Source organism: Nocardioides sp. YIM 152315, assembly GCF_029210375.1.
In the GTDB taxonomy this organism is placed as follows: domain Bacteria; phylum Actinomycetota; class Actinomycetes; order Propionibacteriales; family Nocardioidaceae; genus Nocardioides.
Genome location: NZ_JARGER010000037.1, coordinates 197091 through 217240 on the forward strand (window position 1 = coordinate 197091; position 20150 = coordinate 217240).

At 73.3% G+C, this 20150-nt stretch carries 21 protein-coding genes; 10 read left to right on the forward strand and 11 right to left on the reverse strand.

Annotation, left to right across the window (positions count from 1 at the left end; translation table 11 throughout):
• Nucleotides 1-72: 72 nt before the first annotated feature.
• Nucleotides 73-1992, reverse strand: a complete 1920-nt coding sequence (locus PZ894_RS12495) for a M3 family metallopeptidase (RefSeq protein WP_275745175.1) — start codon at nt 1990-1992, stop codon at nt 73-75.
• Nucleotides 1989-3233 (reverse strand): RNA polymerase sigma factor, encoded by a 1245-nt coding sequence (locus PZ894_RS12500; RefSeq protein ID WP_275745177.1) that lies wholly within the window; start codon nt 3231-3233, stop codon nt 1989-1991. The genes PZ894_RS12495 and PZ894_RS12500 overlap by 4 nt, the downstream gene beginning before the upstream one ends.
• A 111-nt stretch (nt 3234-3344) precedes the next feature.
• Between PZ894_RS12500 and PZ894_RS12505 the strand changes: the two genes are divergently transcribed.
• Genes PZ894_RS12505 through PZ894_RS12515 form a run of 3 tightly spaced genes read left to right on the forward strand, consistent with a single transcriptional unit; the run spans nt 3345 to nt 5331 of the window.
• Entirely contained in the window at nt 3345-3953 is a 609-nt protein-coding gene (locus tag PZ894_RS12505) for a maleylpyruvate isomerase N-terminal domain-containing protein (protein ID WP_275745178.1), read from the forward strand.
• Between the two features lie 4 nt (nt 3954-3957).
• Nucleotides 3958-4965: a glycoside hydrolase family 6 protein gene (locus PZ894_RS12510; protein WP_275745180.1), complete on the forward strand. Its 1008-nt coding sequence runs from the start codon at nt 3958-3960 to the stop codon at nt 4963-4965.
• A gap of 9 nt (nt 4966-4974) precedes the next feature.
• Entirely contained in the window at nt 4975-5331 is a 357-nt protein-coding gene (locus PZ894_RS12515; RefSeq protein ID WP_275745182.1) for a hypothetical protein, read from the forward strand.
• Between the two features lie 76 nt (nt 5332-5407).
• On the opposite strand, the gene PZ894_RS12520 is transcribed toward PZ894_RS12515, so the two are convergent.
• Both PZ894_RS12520 and PZ894_RS12525 read right to left on the reverse strand, forming a co-directional pair.
• Nucleotides 5408-5626, reverse strand: coding sequence for a DUF4287 domain-containing protein (locus PZ894_RS12520; RefSeq protein WP_275745184.1), 219 nt, complete (start codon nt 5624-5626; stop codon nt 5408-5410).
• On the reverse strand, nt 5626-5901 hold the full coding sequence (locus tag PZ894_RS12525; protein ID WP_275745186.1) for a DUF1905 domain-containing protein: 276 nt from the start codon (nt 5899-5901) through the stop codon (nt 5626-5628). Before PZ894_RS12525 ends, PZ894_RS12520 begins: the two co-directional genes overlap by 1 nt.
• Nucleotides 5902-5956: 55 nt before the next feature.
• On the opposite strand from PZ894_RS12525, the gene PZ894_RS12530 reads away from it, so the two are divergent.
• Complete coding sequence (locus PZ894_RS12530; protein ID WP_275745188.1) at nt 5957-7258, forward strand: MFS transporter; 1302 nt, start codon at nt 5957-5959, stop codon at nt 7256-7258.
• 4 nt (nt 7259-7262) lie between these two features.
• Here the strand turns inward: PZ894_RS12530 and PZ894_RS12535 are convergent, their stop codons facing one another.
• From PZ894_RS12535 to PZ894_RS12555, 5 genes are all read right to left on the reverse strand, one after another.
• On the reverse strand, nt 7263-7766 hold the full coding sequence (locus tag PZ894_RS12535; RefSeq protein ID WP_275745190.1) for a DUF664 domain-containing protein: 504 nt from the start codon (nt 7764-7766) through the stop codon (nt 7263-7265).
• Between the two features lie 22 nt (nt 7767-7788).
• A complete protein-coding gene (locus tag PZ894_RS12540) occupies nt 7789-9444 on the reverse strand; it encodes a DUF429 domain-containing protein (RefSeq protein ID WP_275745192.1) in 1656 nt (551 codons plus the stop codon).
• A gap of 78 nt (nt 9445-9522) precedes the next feature.
• Nucleotides 9523-9672: a hypothetical protein gene (locus PZ894_RS12545; protein WP_275745193.1), complete on the reverse strand. Its 150-nt coding sequence runs from the start codon at nt 9670-9672 to the stop codon at nt 9523-9525.
• A 131-nt stretch (nt 9673-9803) separates the two neighbouring features.
• Nucleotides 9804-10727, reverse strand: coding sequence for a pseudouridine-5'-phosphate glycosidase (locus PZ894_RS12550; protein ID WP_275745195.1), 924 nt, complete (start codon nt 10725-10727; stop codon nt 9804-9806).
• Nucleotides 10724-11821 (reverse strand): carbohydrate kinase, encoded by a 1098-nt coding sequence (locus PZ894_RS12555; protein WP_275745196.1) that lies wholly within the window; start codon nt 11819-11821, stop codon nt 10724-10726. The genes PZ894_RS12550 and PZ894_RS12555 overlap by 4 nt, the downstream gene beginning before the upstream one ends.
• A 63-nt stretch (nt 11822-11884) precedes the next feature.
• Between PZ894_RS12555 and PZ894_RS12560 the strand changes: the two genes are divergently transcribed.
• Nucleotides 11885-12343, forward strand: coding sequence for a nitroreductase family deazaflavin-dependent oxidoreductase (locus PZ894_RS12560; RefSeq protein ID WP_275745197.1), 459 nt, complete (start codon nt 11885-11887; stop codon nt 12341-12343).
• 45 nt (nt 12344-12388) lie between these two features.
• Nucleotides 12389-13030, forward strand: a complete 642-nt coding sequence (locus PZ894_RS12565) for a LysE family translocator (RefSeq protein ID WP_275745198.1) — start codon at nt 12389-12391, stop codon at nt 13028-13030.
• Nucleotides 13031-13129: 99 nt separating this feature from the next.
• Here PZ894_RS12565 and PZ894_RS12570 read toward each other — a convergent pair whose 3' ends face one another.
• Nucleotides 13130-14662 carry a PucR family transcriptional regulator gene (locus PZ894_RS12570; protein WP_275745200.1) on the reverse strand — a complete coding sequence of 511 codons (1533 nt, stop codon included), beginning with the start codon at nt 14660-14662 and terminating at the stop codon, nt 13130-13132.
• Between the two features lie 81 nt (nt 14663-14743).
• Here PZ894_RS12570 and PZ894_RS12575 point away from each other — a divergent pair, with 81 nt between their 5' ends.
• From PZ894_RS12575 to PZ894_RS12590, 4 genes are read left to right on the forward strand one after another with little or no spacing between them, the layout of a single operon-like run.
• Nucleotides 14744-16240 carry a CoA-acylating methylmalonate-semialdehyde dehydrogenase gene (locus PZ894_RS12575; RefSeq protein ID WP_275745202.1) on the forward strand — a complete coding sequence of 499 codons (1497 nt, stop codon included), beginning with the start codon at nt 14744-14746 and terminating at the stop codon, nt 16238-16240.
• Nucleotides 16241-16252: 12 nt separating this feature from the next.
• On the forward strand, nt 16253-17557 hold the full coding sequence (locus PZ894_RS12580; protein WP_275745203.1) for an aspartate aminotransferase family protein: 1305 nt from the start codon (nt 16253-16255) through the stop codon (nt 17555-17557).
• The gene (locus tag PZ894_RS12585; protein ID WP_275745204.1) at nt 17547-18953 is read left to right on the forward strand and encodes an FAD-dependent oxidoreductase; all 1407 of its coding nucleotides are present in this window, start codon (nt 17547-17549) and stop codon (nt 18951-18953) included. Before PZ894_RS12580 ends, PZ894_RS12585 begins: the two co-directional genes overlap by 11 nt.
• Nucleotides 18950-19258 (forward strand): cupin domain-containing protein, encoded by a 309-nt coding sequence (locus PZ894_RS12590; RefSeq protein WP_275745205.1) that lies wholly within the window; start codon nt 18950-18952, stop codon nt 19256-19258. Before PZ894_RS12585 ends, PZ894_RS12590 begins: the two co-directional genes overlap by 4 nt.
• On the opposite strand, the gene PZ894_RS12595 is transcribed toward PZ894_RS12590, so the two are convergent.
• Nucleotides 19239-20072, reverse strand: a complete 834-nt coding sequence (locus tag PZ894_RS12595; RefSeq protein WP_275745207.1) for a class I SAM-dependent methyltransferase — start codon at nt 20070-20072, stop codon at nt 19239-19241. The two genes, PZ894_RS12590 and PZ894_RS12595, sit on opposite strands and share 20 nt — an antisense overlap.
• Nucleotides 20073-20150: the final 78 nt, after the last annotated feature.

A 20150-nucleotide genomic window follows, 5' to 3' on the forward strand; every position in this document is an offset into this window, starting at 1 on the left:
CGCTTCTCGGGCAATGCAACCCCCGAGAAGCGCGGGGATACCCGGTGCACCGGGTATCCCTGCACCAGCCCCCTACCGCGCCAGCCAGGCGGCGTACGCGTCGAAGGTGTACGGCCGGCCGAGGAAGTCGGCGACCAGGTCGGCGGCGTCGCGGGTGCCGCCGGGGGCGAGCACGCGGTCGCGGTAGCGCGCGGCGACGTCGGCGTCGAACATGTCGTCGGGGTCGAAGGCGGAGAAGAGGTCCTTCGCGATCACCAGCGACCACATGTAGGTGTAGTACGCCGAGGAGTAGCCGCCCAGGTGGCCGAAGCTCGCGAACATGTGCGTGCCCTCGATGTACGGGAACGGCGAGTAGCGGCCCTGCAGGTCGCGCATCGCGGCGGTGAGGTCGTCGGGCCGGTCGGTGTGGAACCAGTAGGACATCGCCGCGTAGAACATCTGCGTCCGCGCGTGGTAGCCCTTGCCGAAGTCGTCGGCCGCGCGCATCCGCGCCACGAGCGAGGCCGGGATCGGCTCACCGGCGGCGGAGACCGCGAAGGTGCGCAGGACGTCGGCGTCCCAGGCCCACTCCTCGAGCATCTGGCTCGGCGCCTCGACGAAGTCCCACTCGGTCGCGACGCCGGAGAAGCGGGCCCACTCCCCCGCACCGGCGAGCACGTGGTGGAGCAGGTGCCCGAACTCGTGGAAGAGCGTGACCACGTGGTCGTGCTCCATGAGCCCGCGGCTGAAGTTGCACACCAGCACCCCCTCGGGCAGCTGGCGCCCGGCGAGGCCGTCGACGAGGGTGAACTGCGCGGCGTGCTTGTACTTCCCCTCCCGGGGGTGCAGGTCCAGGTAGATCCGTCCGATCCGCTCCCCACCTCGCAGCACGTCGTACGCCGCGACCTCCTCGTGCCAGACGACCGCGTCGGCGACCGGCTCGTAGGTGAGTCCGAACAGCCGCCCGGTGACGTCGAGCAGGCCCTGCCGGACCCGGGTGAAGTCGAGGTAGGTGCGCACCCTCTGGGCGTCGACGTCGTGCCGCTCCTGACGCACCAGCTCCTCGTAGTACAGGGAGTCGGCGGTCGTGATCGAGTCCGCGTCCGGCACGTCGCGGCGGTAGCGCTCCAGCAGCAGGTCGAGGTCGCGCCGCATCGGCTGCTCCGCAGCGGACGCGATCCGGTCGATGAACTCCCGGATCGCTGGGCCCTTGCCGATCATCTTCACGTCCGCGTCGTACGACGCCCAGTCGGCGTAGCCGACCAGCGTCGCGAGCTCCTCGCGCAGCGCGAACATCTCGCGCAGCAAGGGCTCGTTGGCCGGCCAGCCGCGCTCGAGGAAGGCGACCGTGATGTCCCGGCGCACGCCGGCGTCGTGGGCGAACATCCGCACCGGCACGGAGTCGGGGTAGTCGGTCGTGACGGTGACCAGTCCGTCGTCGTCGGCCGGGTGGGCGTCGCGCCAGTCCTGCGGCAGCCCGGCGAGCCGACCGTGGACCACGCGGACCGTGCGGACGTCGTCGCGGATGGTGCGCCCGAACTCCTGACCGGCCGCGGTGAGCCGCTCGTTGATCTCGGCCAGCCGCCCGCGGGTGGCGTCGTCGAGGTCGACGCCGGCGCGCCGGAAGTCGTCGATCGTCTTCGTCAGCAGCCGCGTGGCGACCGGGTCGAGCCCGGCGGGGTCGGCCGCGGCGAAGGCGTCGTAGAGCGCCCGGTCCTGGCGCAGCTCGGTGACGTAGCGGTCGACCTCGACCTCCGCCTGCTCGCACGTCGTGCGCACGGCCGCGACCGGGTGCACGTTGGCGAGCAGCGACGCCGCCGCGGCGACGTTGCCGAGGTGGCGCGCCGCCTCGTCCCACTCGCGCAGCAGGTCGATCGCCGCGTCCGGCGCCCGATCGCGGAGCCGGTCGACGATCGCCCGAGCCGCGGCGAGGCCGTCGCGGGTCCGGACCTCGACCCAGTCCTGCGCGTCGTCGACGGTGGGCAGTGAGAGGGGCGTCCCCGCAGGCGTCATTGCGCCAGACTGCCACGCCTGCGGGAGAGGTACGCGCGCTCGGCCGGGTTGTCGGTCGCCGCGATCGCCGCGTCGTACGCCGCGCGTGCCTCCGCGCTGCGGCCGAGGCGGCGGAGGAAGTCGGCCCGGGTGGCGTGCCAGGCGTGGTACGTCGTCAGGCCGGGCTGCACCTGCGGGAGCCGGTCCACCTCTGCGAGGGCGACCGCCGGGCCGTCGAGCTCGGCGACGACGACCGCCCGGTTGAGGGCGACGATCGGTGTCGGCGCCACCGCGTACAGCTGGTCGTAGAGCGTCGCGACCTGGCTCCAGTCGGTCGCGGCCGCGTCGGGAGCGTCGGTGTGCACGGCGTTGATGGCGGCGAGCAGCTGGTACTGCCCGGGGCGCCGGCCCCCGGACGCGCGCAGCGCCAGGCACTCGCGCACCAGGTCGTGCCCCTCGGCGATGAGCTCTCGGTCCCAGCCGCCACGGTCCTGGTCGCGCAGCGGCACCAGCTCGCCGTCGGCCACCCGGGCGGTGCGGCGGGCCTCGGTCAGCAGCATCAGCGCGAGCAGCCCGGTCACCTCGGGCTCCCCGGGCAGCAGCGTCCGCAGGATGCGCCCGAGCCTGATCGCCTCTCCGGTGAGGTCCTCGCGCACCGAGTGCTCGCCCGAGCTCGCGAGGTAGCCCTCGTTGAAGACCAGGTAGACGACGGCAAGCACGGCGCCGAGGCGGCCCCTCAGGTCGGCCGGTGCCGGGACGCGGTAGGGGATGTGGGCGTCCTTGATCTTCTTCTTGGCGCGGGTGATCCGCTGCGCCATCGTCGTCTCGGGCACGAGGAACGCCTGCGCGATCTCGGGGACGGTCAGCCCGCCGAGCAGGCGCAGGGTCAACGCCACTCTCGCCTCCGGCGCGAGCGCGGGGTGGCAACAGGTGAAGATGAGGCGCAGCCGGTCGTCGTCGACCACGCCGGTCGGCTCGTGGGGGGTGTCGTCGTGGATCATGAATGCCGCCTGGTGCTTCGCGTCGCGGTGCGACTCGCGTCGGATCCGGTCGATGGCGCGGTTGCCCGCGGTGGTCGTCAGCCAGCCGCCCGGGTTGGGCGGCACGCCGTCGACGGGCCACCGCTCGAGCGCGGTGAGCAGCGCCTCGCCGGCGGCCTCCTCGGCGATGTCGATGTCGCCGAAGCGGCGCACCAGGGAGGCGACCACCCGGCCGTACTCCTCGCGGTAGATCCGCTCGACCGCCGCATGGGCGTCGCTCACGTCGCCTCCTTCTGCCACGGGACCCGGTGGCCCCGCACACCCTCTCCACGAACGGCCTGCCCCGGGCACGACACCCTTCCCGAAAATTCCGCCGGCGCCTACCGTCTGACCATGACGGACAGCGGCGCGGCGACCTGGGGCGACCTCTATCGCGCGAACGTCGCCGCCGTGAGCCGGCTCGCCGCCGACCTGGCCGACGCGCAGCTCGCGATGACCGTGCCCGCGACTCCCGCCTGGAGCGTCCACGACGTGCTCGCCCACCTCGCGGGCGCGCCGGCGGACGCCGTCACCGGACGGATGGACGGCGCACCGGCCCCGGAGTGGACCGCACGCCACGTCGCGGAGCGGCGGGGCACGACGGTCGCCGACCTGACGGCGGAGCTCGCGTCCCACCAGGACGCGGTCACCGAGGCGATGGTCGACAACCCGCGGCCGGTGCTCGCCTGGGACATCGCCGTGCACCATGCGGACCTCCACGAGGCGCTCGAGCTCGGCGTACCCCCCGAGGAGCTGTGGGCGCCCGTCCTCGCCGCCGCGGCCGCCCTCAGGTTCGGCGCGGCGGGAGTGCCCGAGGAGGTCGACCCCTACGAGCTGTTCCGGGCGCTCTTCTCCCGGCGCTCGCGCGCCCAGATGCAGGCCTGGGGGCTGCCGCTGTCGGCCGACCAGCTCGACGACCTGTGCATGTTCGGGCCTCGTGAGGACGACCAGCCCGTACCCTGAGCGGATGCTCCCCCGTCCCGTCGCCGCGCGCGCGGGTGCGACGGCCGTCGCCGTCGTCCTCGGCACCGTGGGCGCGGTCGGTGTGACGACGGCGTCGGACGCGGAGGCGGCGGCGAGGCCGAAGGACCCTCGCCGGAGCCAGGGGCTCTTCGTCGACCGGACCATGCTGGCCTACCAGCAGGGCGGGGTCTACCGGAGTCGCCTCGGCCGGGTCCCGCAGTCGTTCTGGGTGATCCCCGAGGAGTACGCCGCCGACACCGTGCGCGACGACGTGCACGAGTACGCCGACGACGCCGCCGCGGCGCGGAGGACCCCGGTGCTCACCGTCTACGGGATCCCCGGCCGCGACTGCGGCGAGTACTCCTCCGGCAACCCCCTCACGACGGCCGCGGAGTACCGCGCGTGGATCCGGCAGGTGGCCGCCGGGCTCCGCAGCCAGCGGGCGCTCGTCGTCCTGGAGCCCGACGCGGTGCCGCTCTTCGGCGGCCCGGCCGGCGCCTGCCCCACGAAGCCGCCCGGCTGGCACCGCATGCTGCGGTTCGCCAGCCGCACGCTGAGCCGGGCCGGCGCGTGGGTCTACCTCGACGCGGGACACTCGAGCTGGACGCCGTACACCCGGCGAGCGGCGCACCTGAAGGCCTCCGGCATCAAGTTCGCGCGCGGGATCAGCACCAACGTCTCCAACTTCCGTCCCACGAGGGCGGAGAAGAGGTACGCCGCCGGCCTGCTCCGCGGGCTGCGGCGGCTCGGGGTCCAGCACTTGCACTACGTCGTCGACACCTCCCGCAACGGCGCCCGGCCGGGCGCCGACGGGTACGACGTCATCAACCCCACCTGGGCCCGGGTGGGCAAGCGTCCGCGGCTGGTCTTCCGCGGCGCCTTCGACGGCACCCTGTGGGTCAAGCATCCCGGCGAGTCCGACGGCACCGAGCACGGCGGTCCGGCCGCGGGCCAGTGGTGCGACCTCCTGGCCGACCGCCTCCTCGGCCGCCCCGAGAGCGGCAGCTGCTGAGGACGTGTGATGGCGACGTACGACGTGAACCCCGACGCCGTGGCCCACGCCCGCGCGCTGATCGACAAGAGGCAGTACGTCCTCGACAGCGACTGGGGCACCGTCCAGCCCGCTGCCGACGCCCAGAACGCCTACCTCGAAGGCCACTCCTGGGACGAGTACGCCGCCTGGCACCTCGGCCTGACCCAGGGTGCTCGCGACGGGACCAAGGCGCGCTACGCGTTCGTGTACGGCGACCTCCGCCGGGTCCATCGCACCGGTCTGATCGCCTGCGTCTACCGCGCCGCCGAGTGGCGGCACAAGGCCGTCGAGCGCGCGGCGTACGACCTCCTCCAGCGACTCGACGCGGCCGCCGGGATCACCTGAGGCTGCGTCGGGCGGTGGTTGAGGAGAGGCAGCTGGCGCCTGTCCCGAAACCACCGACCCGCGGCAGCCGCTGGCGCTACTTGTCCTGCGCCAGCGTGTAGGCGACGACCGCGTTGGCGTGGCCGTGGCCCAGGCCGTGCTCGTCCTTGAGCAGCGTGACGAGCTCCGAGTGCTTCGCGCCGGCGCCGTAGCCCGGGGCGGAGCGCACCACGGCCTGCCAGTCCTCGATCGGGCGGCCGTACTTCCTCTCGATCGACGGGAAGTACGACGCCGGCCCCTGCACCTTCTCGGCCATCACTTGATCCTCTCCTCGAGGTGCACGGTCACCGTGTCCCCCGCCTGCTTGCCCGACTCCACGCGGAGTGCGTTCCTGACCGGCAGCTTGTGGTTGCCGTCTCCCAGGGCCATGAACGAGCTCTGGAACGGTTCGCCGTCGACGGTGCCGCGCACCTTCACGAGCCCGCGCGTGCCGAAGTACGTCGCGGACTCCGGCCAGACCACGTAGCTCCAGCCGCCCTTCGCGTCGCTCTGCCGGAGCACTGCCTCGAAGGTCACGTCGATGTCGGTCATGCGAGGTCCGACCAGCGTGGGGAACAGATCTCATCGCTGACTAAGTTGGGGGATCGTGCGCGGACTCGGGGAGCGGATGGGGAGCCTGGTCGCCGACACCCGTCCCCTGCGCGACGAGCACTTCCGGCGACTGTGGCTGGCGAACATCATCACGGTCGTCGGCGCGCAGCTCACGGTCGTCGCGGTCCCGGCCCAGATCTACGACGTGACCGGCTCCTCGGCGTACGTCGGGCTCACGGGCCTCTTCGGGCTCGTGCCGCTGGTCGTCTTCGGTCTCTGGGGCGGTGCGCTCGCCGACGTCTTCGACCGGCGCACGATGATGGTGGTCACGACCATCGGCCTGATCGGCACCAGCGCGCTCTTCTGGCTGCAGGCGGCGCTGGGCAACGCCGACGTGTGGGTGCTGCTGGGCCTGTTCGCCGTGCAGCAGGCGTTCTTCGCGGTCAACCAGCCGACCCGCAGCGCGATCCTGCCCAAGCTCCTCCCGATGGAGCTGCTGCCCGCCGCGAACTCGCTCAACATGACCGTCTTCCAGGCCGGCGCGATCGGCGGACCCCTCGTCGCGGGCGTGCTGATCCCGGTGGTCGGCTACGAGTGGCTCTACCTCATCGACACGATCACGCTCTTCGCGACGCTGAGCGCCGTGGTGCGGCTGCCCCGGCTGCCGGTGGAGGGCCCGACGACGAGCCCCGGCCTGCGGTCGGTGCTGGAGGGGTTCCGCTACCTGGCCGGCCACCCGGTGCTGCTGATGTCCTTCGTCGTGGACCTGATCGCGATGATCTTCGGCATGCCGCGGGCGCTCTTCCCCGAGATCGCGCACGTCTCCTTCGGTGGACCGGACGAGGGCGGCCTGGTCTTCGCCCTGCTCTTCGCGGCGATCCCGGCGGGCGCCGTGGTCGGCGGCGTCTTCTCCGGCTGGGTCTCGCGCGTCGACCGGCAGGGGTACGCCGTCATCGTCTGCATCCTCGTCTGGGGCGCGGCGATGACGGGCTTCGGTGTCGCGGTAGGTCTGGCAGAGCAGTGGCAGACCACGATGCTGAGCGTCGCGCTGCTGATGCTCGTGATCGGCGGCGCCGCCGACATGGCGTCCGCGGCCTTCCGCACGAGCATGCTCCAGAGCGCCGCGAACGACGCGGTCCGCGGGCGGCTGCAGGGCGTCTTCATCGTGGTCGTCGCCGGCGGGCCGCGGATCGCCGACGTGGTGCACGGCGCGGGCGCCGCGATGGTCGGCACGGCCGCGGCCGCGGCCGGCGGCGGCGTCCTCGTCGTGATCGGCACGGTCGTCGCGGCGATCGCCGTGCCGTCGTTCGTGCGCTACCGGATCGCCCGTTCCGCTGACCCGTCAGAAGGTTTCTGACAGGTCAGCGGGGAAGCAGGCCGCGCAGGTAGGCCGCCTGGCCGACGTGCTGGGCGTCGTCGTCGACGATGCTGACGAGCCGGACGCCGCGCGTCACCGGCGGGTCCCAGTCGCGGTCGACGACGTCGTCGAGATCCTCCGACGTCACCGTGCGCAGGTAGGCGACCGTCGCCTCGTGGGTGGCCCGCAGGTAGCCGCCGAGCAGCTCGGCACTCGCGCGCAGCTTGTCGACCTGCTCGCGGGAGTGACCGTAGCCGTGGTCGCCCGGGTCGAGGTCGAGCCCGAACCGCTCCGCCCACCCCTGGCTCGACCACACCTCGTCGGTGCCGGCCAGCGGCGAGACCTGGGCGTCCTGGACGCGCGCGGCGTGCCAGACCAGCCACGCGATCGAGTTGGCGTCGGGGGTCGGACGGTGGGCGAGCTGCTCCTCGGTGAGACCGTCGACCGCGGCCAGGCCGTTTTCCTGCACGCGCTCGAGGAAGTCGATGAAGACGTCTGCCGGTGTCATGCCACCGACGATAGTGCGCCGGTCAGGACCGCATCCGCTCCAGACGGGTTTGCAGCAGCGGCACGCGGTGGGCGTTGCCGGGCAGCTCGACGTACCTCTCGCCGTACGCCGCGAGCAGGGCGTCGTCGAGGCGCCGGACCGCGCCGGGCGGGTACTTGTAGGCCATCGCCGCATCGATCTCGGCGGCGCCGATCGTGGCGGACGCGAGGACGTTGCCCAGCTCGCCCAGCGTGGTGATCCCGAGCTCGCCCAGCAGCGCGACGATCCAGGCGTAGTGGTCGGTGCGGGACCACTCGGCGTCGGGGTACTGACCCGCGAGGTACGCCGCGAGCTCCCGCGCACTGATGCCGACGGCACCGATGTCGGGCTCGTCGACGGCGCTGCCGCGGAGGCGCTCGCGGATCGTCGTGAACTCCTGGTCGGCGAGCTCGAGCAGCCCGGCCGCGAGCGTGAAGCGGCGGTCGAAGTCGACGACGTGCTCCGCGGGCACCGAGCCCTTGTAGCGGATGTCGTGCTCGAACTCCGCCCAGGCGTGCTGGAGCACGGTGCGCACCTGCACCTGCGCGACCCGGCCGTCGTCGCGGGCCACCTGCAGGTGGCGGCTCGCGTAGCCGAACCGCCCCTGCCGGGCGGTCTCCCGCCCGAGGTCGCGGTCGTCGAGGATCCGCAGCTGGGTGCCGAGCACGTCGGCGACCGCGGCGACGTCGGCGCGCACGTAGGTGATGACGCGCACCCCGACCTGGTCGCCGATCTCGGTCAGGGGGTCGGTGTAGGCGGGCGTGCCGTCGACGACCCGGGCGGCCTTCGCCGCGAACGAGTCGACTCCCTTGGCCCGGCCCGTCACCGACAGGTAGTTGATGCCGGCCTCGTCGAGGATCGAGGTCACCTGCGCGACGTACTCGCCCGCGACCGCGACCAGGTCGGGGTGCCGCTCGGCGTACTCCTCGACGGCCCGACGGATGACACCGTGGGTGTCGAGCAGCGTCGGGGTGACGATGTAGCCCTGCTCGAAGGAGCCGTACGTCGTGACCCGGGCCGGCCAGCGGTGCGCCATCAGCGCGACGTAGGCGCACACGACCGCGTCGACCTGGTCCTCGGCCCGCCCGAGCTCGGTCTTGCGGCCCGCCTGTTCGACCTGGGTGCGCAGGGCGCGCCACGTCGGGTCGGGCGGCACCAGCCGCTCGACGTGGTCCATCAGCCGCAGCAGCTCGGCGCGCAGGGAGTCGAGGGTGCGGCCGCGCTTGTCCTTGTACTTCAGGGTCTTCGAGAGGTTGAACAGCACGATCGTCGCCGGGTGCGGGTAGACCTCGATCGCCCGTCGCTGGCGTCCGGAGCGCGGGTCCATGTCGAGGCCGAGCAGCTTGCAGACCTTCGCACCCCGAGGCCCGTCGGCCATCTCCACCTTGCCGAGGTTGGTCGGGTGCGCGCCGGCCTCGAACTGGTGGAAGTCCCTGTTGAGCTCCTGCTCGGCGACCCGGGACCCGGTCGGGTTCGTGACGATCAGGGGCGCGTCGATGCCGACCAGGCACGGACCCTCGACGTACGCCGCGAGCACGTCGCGGATCTCCTCGTCGGTGTGGACGCTGGAGAGGTGCACGAGGTGGCCGCCCTCGTCGAGGACGGCCAGGCCGGTGCGCTGCCGTTGACCCCAGGCGAGGTCGATGCCCACGTAGAACACGGGGCACAGCCTGCCCTACCAGGCCCTGCCCGCGCTGCGCGAGGACGCCCGGCACGACGTACCTCTCCGGCGCCGGGGTCAGAGTCCGGCGCGCTCCAGGGCGACGCGGGCGGTGCGCGCGGCGTTCTGGGCGCGGCGGGCGCGGCGGTTCCGGGCCGCGCGGTCCGCCGACCCGGCGCGCAGCGCGTGGTCGAGGACGATCGCGGGGTTGACGCTGAGGGGATTCATGACTGCCTTCTCGGGAGTGGGCCGGGTGGATCTCGTGGCAGTCCACGCTCCCCGATGAGGCGCTGCCAGACATCGGGAGGAGTCCCGAGATCGCGGCCAGATACGCCGTCGACGGCGAGAGCTGAGGTGCCTCAGCGCACGGCGTACGCCGCCGCGATCGCGGCGCCGAGCCGCGCGTTGTGGCGCACCAGGGCGATGTTGGCGGTCAGCGAGGCGCCGCCGGTGATCTCGACGATGCGCCCGAGGAGGTACGGCGTGGCGTCCTTGCCGTGGATGCCGAGGCGACCCATGTCGGCCAGCGCCTGCTCGATGATCACGCCGATCTCGTCGTCCGGTATCTCGTCCTCGGCGGGGATCGGGTTGGCGACGACGATGCCGCCGTCGAGGCCGAGGTCCCACTTCGCCCGCATCACCGCCGCGACCTCCGCGGCGCCGTCGACGCGCATCGGGGCGCCGAAGCCGCTGGAGCGGGAGTAGAACGACGGGAACTCGTCGCTGCCGTCGACCAGCACCGGCACGCCGAGCGTCTCGAGGGTCTCGAGGGTCAGGCCGATGTCGAGGATCGACTTCACGCCCGCGGAGACGACCGCCACCGAGGTCTGGCCGAGCTCGGTGAGGTCGGCGCTGACGTCGAAGGTCTGCGGAGCCTCGCGGTGGACGCCACCGAGGCCGCCGGTGACGAACACCCGGATGCCGGCCATCGCGGCCACGCGCATCGTCGCGGCGACGGTCGTGGCGCCGTGGGCACCTCGCGCCACGACGTACGGCAGGTCGCGGACGCTGACCTTGGTGACGTCGTCGTCGCTGGCGAGCAGCTCGAGCTGCTCGGGCGAGAGCCCGACGCAGAGCCGACCGTCGAGGACCGCGACGGTGGCGGGCGTCGCGCCGTGGTCGCGGACGATGCCCTCGACCTCGGTCGCCATGGCGACGTTCTGGGGGTAGGGCATGCCGTGGCTGATGATCGTGCTCTCGAGCGCGACGACCGGGCGGCCCTCGGCGATGGCGTCGGCGACCTCGGGCGCGAGCTGCAGGGCGGGGTGGGGGACGGCGGTCATGCGTGGGTGCTCCTGACGAGGCGTTCGGTGAGGTCGGGCCGCACGGTGTGCGGGCTGGCGATGGTGAGTGCGGCGGCCGCGTGGCCGTACGTCGCGGCCGCGGCCGGCGCCGCCCCGCCGAGCAGGGCGTGGCAGAAGGCGGCGAGCATGGCGTCGCCGGCACCGGTGACGTCGACGACCTCGGTCGGTACGGCGTCCAGGGTGGTCGTCCCGGCGGGGCCGCTGAGCAGCGAGCCGCCGGAGCCCAGGCGCACCCAGACCAGCTCGACGCCGCGGCGGTGCAGCGCCGCGACCGCCCGCTCGACCTGGCGTTGGGTGCGCGTGGGCAGGTCGGTGAGCGCGGCCAGCTCGTCGCGGTTGGGGGTCACGACGTGGACCGGCCGGTCGGCGACGAGGAGTGGCGCGAGCGCCGCCGCCTTGGGGACGCTGACCGGCTCGAGGACGACCCGCGCGCCGACCCGAGCGGCGAGGTCGAGTGCGAAGTCGAGGGTCGCCGTCGCGAGGTTGCCGTCGAGGACGACGAGCGACGCCGCGGCGACGAGGTCGCGGGCAGCGGCGACGTGGTCGCTGTCGAGCTCGTCGGTGGCGGCCATGTCCGAGACCGCCACGAGGAGCTCGCCGTCGACGTCGAGGACCGCGGTGTAGGTGCCGGTCGACCGGGCGCTGCGGCGTACGTGCTCCACGTGCACGCCGGCGGCCGAGGTCGCGGCGAGCACCTGGTCGCCCGGCCCGTCGGAGCCGATCGCGGCGACCAGGTGGGTGCGGGTGCCGAGGCGGGCGAGGTTCTCGGCGATGTTGCGACCGACGCCACCCGCCGACATCGTCGCCGTGCCGGGGTTGCTGGTGCCGGAGACGACGGCGCGCCGGCTGCGTGCCTTGACGTCCAGGTTGGCCCCGCCGACGACCACGACCGACTGCTGCTCGCTCAGCACGTAGCCGCGTCCCAGGATGACGCCCTTCTTGCCGAGGTTGGACAGGTGCACGTTGACGGCGGCGCGCGTGGTGCCGAGCTCGCGGGCGATGGCCTCGGACCCGATCAGCGGATCGCGACGGAGCAGGGCCACGACCTCGCGCTCCCGATCGGTCAGACTCACACTTGTCAGCATAAGCCATCTTTGGTCCGGCAAGCGCCCGGTTGGTCTGGCAGGCTGACGGTCGTGAGCATCGCGAGCCGAGTCCTGTCGACGCGCTGGTTGGTCCGTGCCCCGATCCCGATCTTCCGCCACGGGTTCGGCTGGCTCTTCGGCCGACGGCTGCTCCTGCTGGAGCACGTTGGTCGAACCTCCGGTCACCCCCGGTACGTCGTGCTCGAGGTGGTCGTGCCGGAGGGTCCCGACGCGGTGATCGTCGCGTCGGGCTTCGGGCCGAGGGCCCAGTGGTTCCGCAACGTCGTCGCCACGCCCGCCTGCCACGTCACGCTCGGACGGACCCGACGCGCGGCGGTCGCGGAGGTGCTCGACCGCGGCGAGCTGGACCGGGTCCTCGCCGACTACGCGCGTCGTCATCCCCGCGCCTGGCGGAGGCTCTCGGCCACCATGCTCGAGCTCAACGGCCAGCCGGCGGACGGCTCCCCCGACATCCCGCTGGTGCGGCTGGTGCTGGGCGAGGCCACCTGACGGAATCCGCTGGCTCCGTGGGCGGCGGGCCGCCACACTGAGCACGTGCCCACGACCAGTCAGTGGCTCGCGTTCCTGGTGGCGAGCGCGCTCTTCATCCAGCTCCCGGGTCCGAGCCTGCTCTTCACCATCGGCCGGGCCCTGACCGTCGGCCGCCGCGACGCCCTGCTCTCGGTGGTCGGCAACGCGCTGGGCATCACCGCCCAGGTGCTCCTCGTGGCCGTCGGCCTCGGCGCCGTCGTGGCCGCGAGCGCCCAGGCCTACACGGCGTTGAAGATCGCCGGCGCGGCGTACGTCGTGTGGCTCGGCGTCCAGGCGATCCGCCACCGGGCCGACGCGCGGACCGCCCTCGGCGCGGTCGACGACCTCGCGGTGGGGCGGGCCTCGGCACACCGTTCGCTGCGGATCGGGTTCACGGTGGGGCTCACGAACCCGAAGACCATCGTGTTCTTCGTGGCCTTCCTGCCGCAGTTCGTCAACGAGTCCGCCGGCCACGCGGGCCTGCAGCTCGCCCTGCTCGGCGTCGTGTTCGGCACGATGGCCGGCTGCTCCGACAGCGTCTGGGCGCTGGCCGCCGGCCGGGCGCGGGACTGGTTCGCTCGTCGACCGGCCCGCCTCGACACGCTCGGCGTCGCCGGGGGCGTGATGATGATCGGCCTCGGCGCGACCATGGCGGCCTCCGAGTAGTCCCCGACCTCTCGGGCATTGCTGGCACTTCTCGGGTGTTGCAACCGCCGAGAGGTGCCGGAGTACCCGGTGCACCGGGTATTCCGCGGACGGACCGCCCTACAGCTCCCGGCCCTGGTCGTAGGCCAGCAGCGCGACGCCGAGGGAGAGCCGCGACGCGGGATCGTCCAGCGGATGACCGACCAGCTCCTCGAGTCGGCGCAGGGCCGGATAGAGCGAGGTGCGGTTGCGGTGCGCGACCCGGGCCAGCTCGGCCTTGTTGCCGCCGACGGCGAGGAACTGCCGCAGCAGGCCGACCAGGCCGCCGCCGTGCCGGGCCTCGTGCTCGAGCAGCCGGCCGATCTCGGCCTCGACGAACTCCTGCAGCCGGGCGTCCTGCCGCAGCGACATCACCAGCCCGGGCAGCCGGATGTCGGCCTGCCGCACGCAGCCCTCGACGCCCGGCATCGTGGCCGCGACGTCGGCGACCACCCGCGCCGAGCGCAGCGAGGTCGCGGTCGCGAGCACGCCGTCGACCGACTGACCCGCCGCCAGGACCGCGTCGGGCTCGCGCGAGGTCAGCGACCGGGCCGCGGCGTCCAGGTCGGTGTCGGCCGGGACGAGCAGCCCGACGTGCACGGCGTCGAGCACGCCCACCAGCCCCGGCACCTCGCCGAGCGCCGACACCAGGCGCTCGACCGAGCCCTCGGTGCGCAGACGGGCGACCGCGCCGACGTACCGGCGCGACTCGGGTACGCCCAGGGCGCGCAGCCGCGCGGCGGCCACGGCCTCGGGACCGAGCCGGTCGTCGAGCAGGTCGAGCAGGAAGCCGCCGTGCACGCGCAGCTGGACGGCCGTGTCGTCCCGGTCGATCATCCGGCCGAGCTCGAGCGCCTGCGCCGCGCGCTCGACGACGAGTCGCGCCCGCGCCTCGTCGCGCACGGTCGTGACCACGAGCCGCCCCCACGCCCCGCCCTGGATGCCGACCGGCGTGGTCAGCCAGGCCTCCGGCCCGCCGCGATCCGTCGCCCGGGCGAACGGCGTGAGCCGCGAGCGTCGCTCCCAGTCGGTGAGCAGGCGGTCGACCGGCTCACCGCGGGAGGCAGCGACCAGCACCCGCCGCGAGAGGTCCTCGAGCACCACCGAGCCGCCGGCCAGGTCGGCCGCGGCGTCGACCAGCCGCCCCATCGGCGCCCGCGCCAGCCCCAGCTCGGTGAAGGTCTCGTGCACGTCGCCCGCGAACCGCACCTCCTCGAACTGCTCCGCCACGATCGCCCGGTGCACCTGCTCGGTCACCTCGACGAAGCGCACGCCGCGGTTGAGCGCGACGACCGGCAGCCCGGCCGCGCGGGCCCGGCGCAGGGCCGGCTCCGGCACCGAGGGGTACGCCGCGCTGAGCTCGATGACCAGCCCGGCGGCGCCGACCTCGACCAGCTGACGGACGAAGTCGTCGGCCGCGGCCGGCGAGGCGGCCATGCCGAGGCCGGTCGTCAGCACCAGCTCGTCGCCCGAGAGCACCGCGCCGACGTCGCGCACCTCGGAGACGTGCACCCAGCGCAGCACGGTGTCGAGGCCCGGCTCGCCGCCGAGCACGACCGGGTCTCCCGCGGCGAGCACGGGCAGCGCGAGCGCCTCGCGCACGGTGACCGGCATGCGACGTACTGTCGCACACAGACCTCGATCGACGACAGGGCGTCCCTCGCCGTACCGCAGGGCCCCGGGCACGCTGGCGGCATGACGACCACCATCCCGCACTGGATCGACGGCAAGGCGCACCCGGGCGGCGGCACGAGAGCCGGCGACGTCACCAACCCGGCCACCGGCCGGGTGACCGGGCGGGTCGCGTTCGCCGGCCCGGAGGAGATCGAGGCGGCGGTCGTCTCGGCGAAGAAGGCCGCCGGCGACTGGGCGGCCACCTCGATCAGCGCGCGGACCCGGGTCGTCTTCAGGTTCCGCGAGCTGCTCGACGCGCGCAAGGTGGAGCTGGCCGCGCTGATCACGGCCGAGCACGGCAAGGTCCGCTCCGACGCCCTGGGCGAGGTGTCCCGCGGGCTCGAGGTCGTCGAGTTCGCGTGCGGCATCCCGCACCTGCTCAAGGGCGGCAACTCCCCCCAGGTCTCGACCGGCGTGGACGTGAAGAGCATCCGGCAGCCGCTCGGCGTCGTGGGCATCATCAGCCCGTTCAACTTCCCCGCGATGGTCCCGATGTGGTTCTTCCCCATCGCGATCGCCGCCGGCAACGCGGTCGTGCTGAAGCCCAGCGAGAAGGACCCGTCCGCCTCGATCTGGATGGCCGAGCTGTGGAAGGAGGCCGGTCTCCCGGACGGCGTCTTCACCGTGCTGCAGGGCGACAAGGTGGCCGTCGACGGCCTGCTCGACCACCCCGACGTCGCGTCGATCAGCTTCGTCGGCTCGACCCCGATCGCCGAGTACGTCTACGAGCGCGCGAGCCGGGCCGGCAAGCGCGTGCAGGCCCTCGGCGGCGCCAAGAACCACATGGTCGTCCTCCCCGACGCCGACCTCGACCTGGCCGCGGACGCCGCGGTCAGCGCGGGCTACGGCTCGGCCGGCGAGCGCTGCATGGCGATCAGCGTCGTGGTCGCGGTCGGGGAGACCGGCGACGCGCTCGTGCAGAAGATCGCCGAGCGCACCCACACCCTGCGGATCGGCGACGGCGCGCAGGACACCGACATGGGCCCGCTCGTCACCAGGCCGCACCGCGACAAGGTGGCGTCGTACGTCGACGCGGGCGAGTCGGAGGGCGCCACGCTGGTCGTCGACGGGCGCCAGGTCGACGCGGCCGGCGAGGCCGACGGCTTCTGGCTCGGCCCCACGCTCTTCGACCACGTGACGCCGTCGATGAGCATCTATGCCGACGAGATCTTCGGCCCCGTGCTGAGCGTGGTGCGCGCCGACACCTACCGCGAGGCGCTCGACCTGGTGAACGCCAACAGGTACGGCAACGGCACCGCGATCTTCACCGGCAACGGTGGCGCCGCGCGCGCGTTCGAGACCGACGTGCAGGTCGGCATGATCGGCGTCAACGTCCCCATCCCGGTGCCGATGGCCTACTACTCCTTCGGCGGCTGGAAGGCCTCCCTCTTCGGCGACACCCACGCCCACGGGACCGAGGGCGTGCACTTCTTCACGCGTGGCAAGGTCGTCACCGCACGCTGGCCCGACCCGGGCACCGCCGGCGGCCTCGAGCTGGCCTTCCCGAAGAACCACTGAGGAAGAGGAACCATGAGCACCGCGTACGACCTGGACCGCAAGCACGTCTTCCACTCCTGGTCCGCCCAGGCCGAGATCACCCCGATGGTGATCACGGCCGCGCGCGGGTCCTACGTCTGGGACGACGACGACCGCCGCTACCTGGACTTCTCCAGCCAGCTGGTCTTCACCAACATCGGACACCAGCACCCGCGCGTGGTCGCGGCGATCAAGGAGCAGGCCGACCGGCTCTGCGCGATCGCCCCGGCGTTCGCCAATGAGCAGCGGGCGCAGGCCGCGGAGCTGATCGCGGGCATCGCTCCGGACGGCTTCGAGAAGGTCTTCTTCACCAACGGCGGCGCGGACGCCAACGAGCACGCCCTGCGGATGGCCCGCCTGCACACCGGCCGGTTCAAGGTGCTCTCGACCTACCGCAGCTACCACGGCGGCACCCAGACCGCCATCAACGTCACCGGCGACCCGCGCCGCTGGGCCAACGACACGGCGACCGCCGGCACCGTGCACTTCTTCGGCCCGTTCCTCTACCGCTCGGAGTTCCACGCGACGTCGGAGGAGGAGGAGTGCGAGCGTGCGCTGGCCCACCTGCGCCGCACCATCGAGTCCGAGGGGCCGCAGACCATCGCGGCGATCATCCTCGAGACGATCCCCGGCACCGCCGGCATCTTCCCGCCGCCGCCCGGCTACCTGGCCGGGGTCCGCGACCTGTGCGACCAGCACGGCATCATCATGGTCCTCGACGAGGTGATGGCCGGATTCGGTCGGGCCGGCAGCTGGCTGGCGCTGGACCGGTACGACGTGGTGCCCGACCTCGTCACGTTCGCCAAGGGGGTCAACTCCGGCTACGTGCCGCTGGGCGGCGTCGTCATCAGCGACCGGATCGCCGCGACGTTCGACCACGTGCCCTACCCGGGTGGCCTGACCTACTCGGGCCACCCGCTCGCCTGCGCGGCCGCGGTCGCGACCATCCAGACGATGCGCGACGAGGGCATCGTCGAGCACGCCGACCGGCTCGGCCGCGAGGTCCTCGGCCCCGGCCTCGCCGAGATCGCCGAGCGGCACCCGTGCGTCGGCGACGTGCGCGGCGTCGGCGCCTTCTGGGCGCTCGACCTGGTCACCGACCCCGAGACGAGGGCGATGCTGTCGCCGGCGCAGCTCAACGACGTCGTCGTGGCGTGCAAGTCGGCCGGCCTGCTGCCCTTCGCCAACACCAACCGGATCCACGTGGTGCCGCCGTGCACGATGAGCGACGACGAGGCGCGCGAGGGGCTCGCGATCCTCGACGAGGCGCTCAAGGCCGGCGACGTCCATGCCCGCTGAGCGGACCGCGTACGAGAAGCACGCGCCCGCGAGCGCCGTCGTCGAGGCGGCGCTCGCGGGCTCGCGGTCCGCGGTCTTCTGGCTGGAGGACGCCCCGGCGACGTCGTACGACGCCCTGACCTCCGACACCACGGCCGACCTCGCCGTCGTCGGCGGCGGCTACAGCGGCCTGTGGACCGCGCTGCTCGCCAAGCGGCGCAACCCCGGCGCCCGCGTCGTCCTGCTCGAGGCGAGCGCCGTCGGCTGGGCGGCCTCGGGCCGCAACGGCGGCTTCTGCGAGGCCAGCCTCACCCACGGCGAGGAGAACGGCCGCGCCCGCTGGCCCGACGAGTACGACGAGCTCGAGCGCCTCGGCCACGAGAACCTCGACGCCCTCGAGGCCGACGTCCGCGACCTCGGCCTCGACTGCCAGCTCGAGCGCACCGGCGCGCTGTCGGTCGCCGTCGAGCCGCACCAGGTCGAGTGGCTGCGCGGGGAGGGCTTCCTCGTCCGCGACGCCGTGCGCGCCGAGATCGACAGCCCGCTCTTCCTCGCGGGCGGCTGGGACCGCGACGGCTGTGCGCTGGTGCACCCCGCCCGCCTCGCCCGCGAGCTGGCCCGGGCCGCCGCCGAGCTCGGCGTCGAGATCCACGAGCACTCCCGCGTCACCGGGCTCGACACCGCGACCCGCGGACCGGTCGCCGTCCGCACCACCGGCGGCACCGTCACCGCCGACCGGGTGGCGCTGGCGACCAACGTCTTCCCGTCGCTGCTGCGCCGGACCCGGCTGATGACGGTCCCGGTCTACGACTACGTGCTGATGACCGAGCCGCTCTCCGACGCGCAGCTCGCCGCCGTCGGCTGGGCGAACCGGCAGGGGCTCGGCGACGTCGCCCACCAGTTCCACTACTCACGCCTGACCGCGGACAACCGGATCCTGTGGGGCGGGTACGACGCGATCTACCACCCCGGCCGACGCGTACGCGCGTCGTACGAGGACCGGCCGGAGACCTTCCGCCGCCTGGCCTCCCACTTCCTCGCGGCGTTCCCGCAGCTCGAGGGCATCGCGTTCACCCACCGCTGGGCGGGGGCGATCGACACCTCGACGCAGTTCGTCGCGTTCCACGGGCTCGCGGCGCAGGGGCGGGTGGCCTACGCCGCGGGCTTCACCGGCCTCGGCGTCGGCGCCACTCGCTTCGCCGCCGAGGTGATGCTCGACCGGCTCTCCGGGCTGTGCACGCCCCGCACCCGGCTGGCGATGGTGCGACGCAAGCCCCTGCCGTTCCCACCCGAGCCGCTCGCCACCGTCGGCATCAACGTCACCCGCTGGTCGCTGGACCGCGCCGACCACCGTCAGGGCCGGCGGAACCTGTGGCTGAGGGCCCTCGACGCCGTCGGACTGGGGTTCGACTCGTGACCCGCGCCCTCTGCGCCGACGTGCTGACGGTCGGCCTCGGACCGGACCGCACGCTCGCGCTCGACGCCGTCGGCGACACCGAGGTCGGCGTGTGGGAGATGCCACCGGGCACCGAGCAGGACACCGAGGCCGACGAGGTGTTCGTGGTCCTCGCCGGCCGCGGCACCGTGACCTTCGACGATGGAGAGGTCGTCGAGCTGCGACCCGGCGTCGCCGTACGACTCCGCGGCGGCGAGCGCACCACCTGGACCGTCACCGAGACGCTGCGGAAGGTCTACGTCGCCGTCACGCCCGCCGCCCGGTGACCAGCAGGTACTCCCACTCCATGCGACCGCCGCCGAGGTCGTGGGCGCGGGCCAGCTCGTCGAGGGCGGCGTCGAGCTCCGCGGCGCGGGCCGGGTCGTCGGCCAACGACCGGTAGACCGCGATCGTGGGGCCGTAGACCGCCTTGAAGAACTCGCGGAACTCGACCGCCGTCGCGAACCGGTCGACCGGCAGCTGCTCACGCACCACCGCCAGCTCGGTGACCCGGTCGGCGAGCAGGTGCCGGACGTGCGCCTCGTCGCCCCACAGCGGCGGCGGCTGCGCACCCGGCGCAGGCGCGGGCGCATAGGGCTTCATGGTCGCGAACATCCGCCCGATGAAGCCCTCCGGCGTCCAGCTGATCAGGCCGATCCGGCCGCCGGGCCGGACCACGCGGACGAGCTCGTCTGCCGCCTGCTGGTGGTGTGGTGCGAACATCACGCCAACCACCGAGATGGCGGCGTCGAACTCGCCGTCGTCGTACGGCAGTCGTTCGGCGTCCTCCTCCCGCCAGTCGATGTCGAGGCCCTCCGCCTCGGCCGCTGTGCGGCCGGTCGCGAGCAGCTCGGGCGTGAGGTCGGACGCGACGACCTCGGCCCCGGCGCGGGCCGCCGGGAGCGAGGCGTTGCCGGAGCCGGCGGCGACGTCGATCACTCGGTCCCGCGGGCCGATCGCGGTGGCCGCCACGACCCGCGGGCCGAGCGCGGCGATCACCTCCGTCGCGACGGCGGCGTAGTCGCCGAAGGCCCAGAGCGCCTTGTGCTTGGCCTTGATGGCCGCGTCCGCCGCGGGGTCGATCAGGGTCTGCTGGTTCATCGTCTCTTCCTCTCGGGATCCGACGTGGTTGTCGGTGCGAGAAGCCTCCGGCCCGATCAGGGTCGAGCTCCAGTGCCA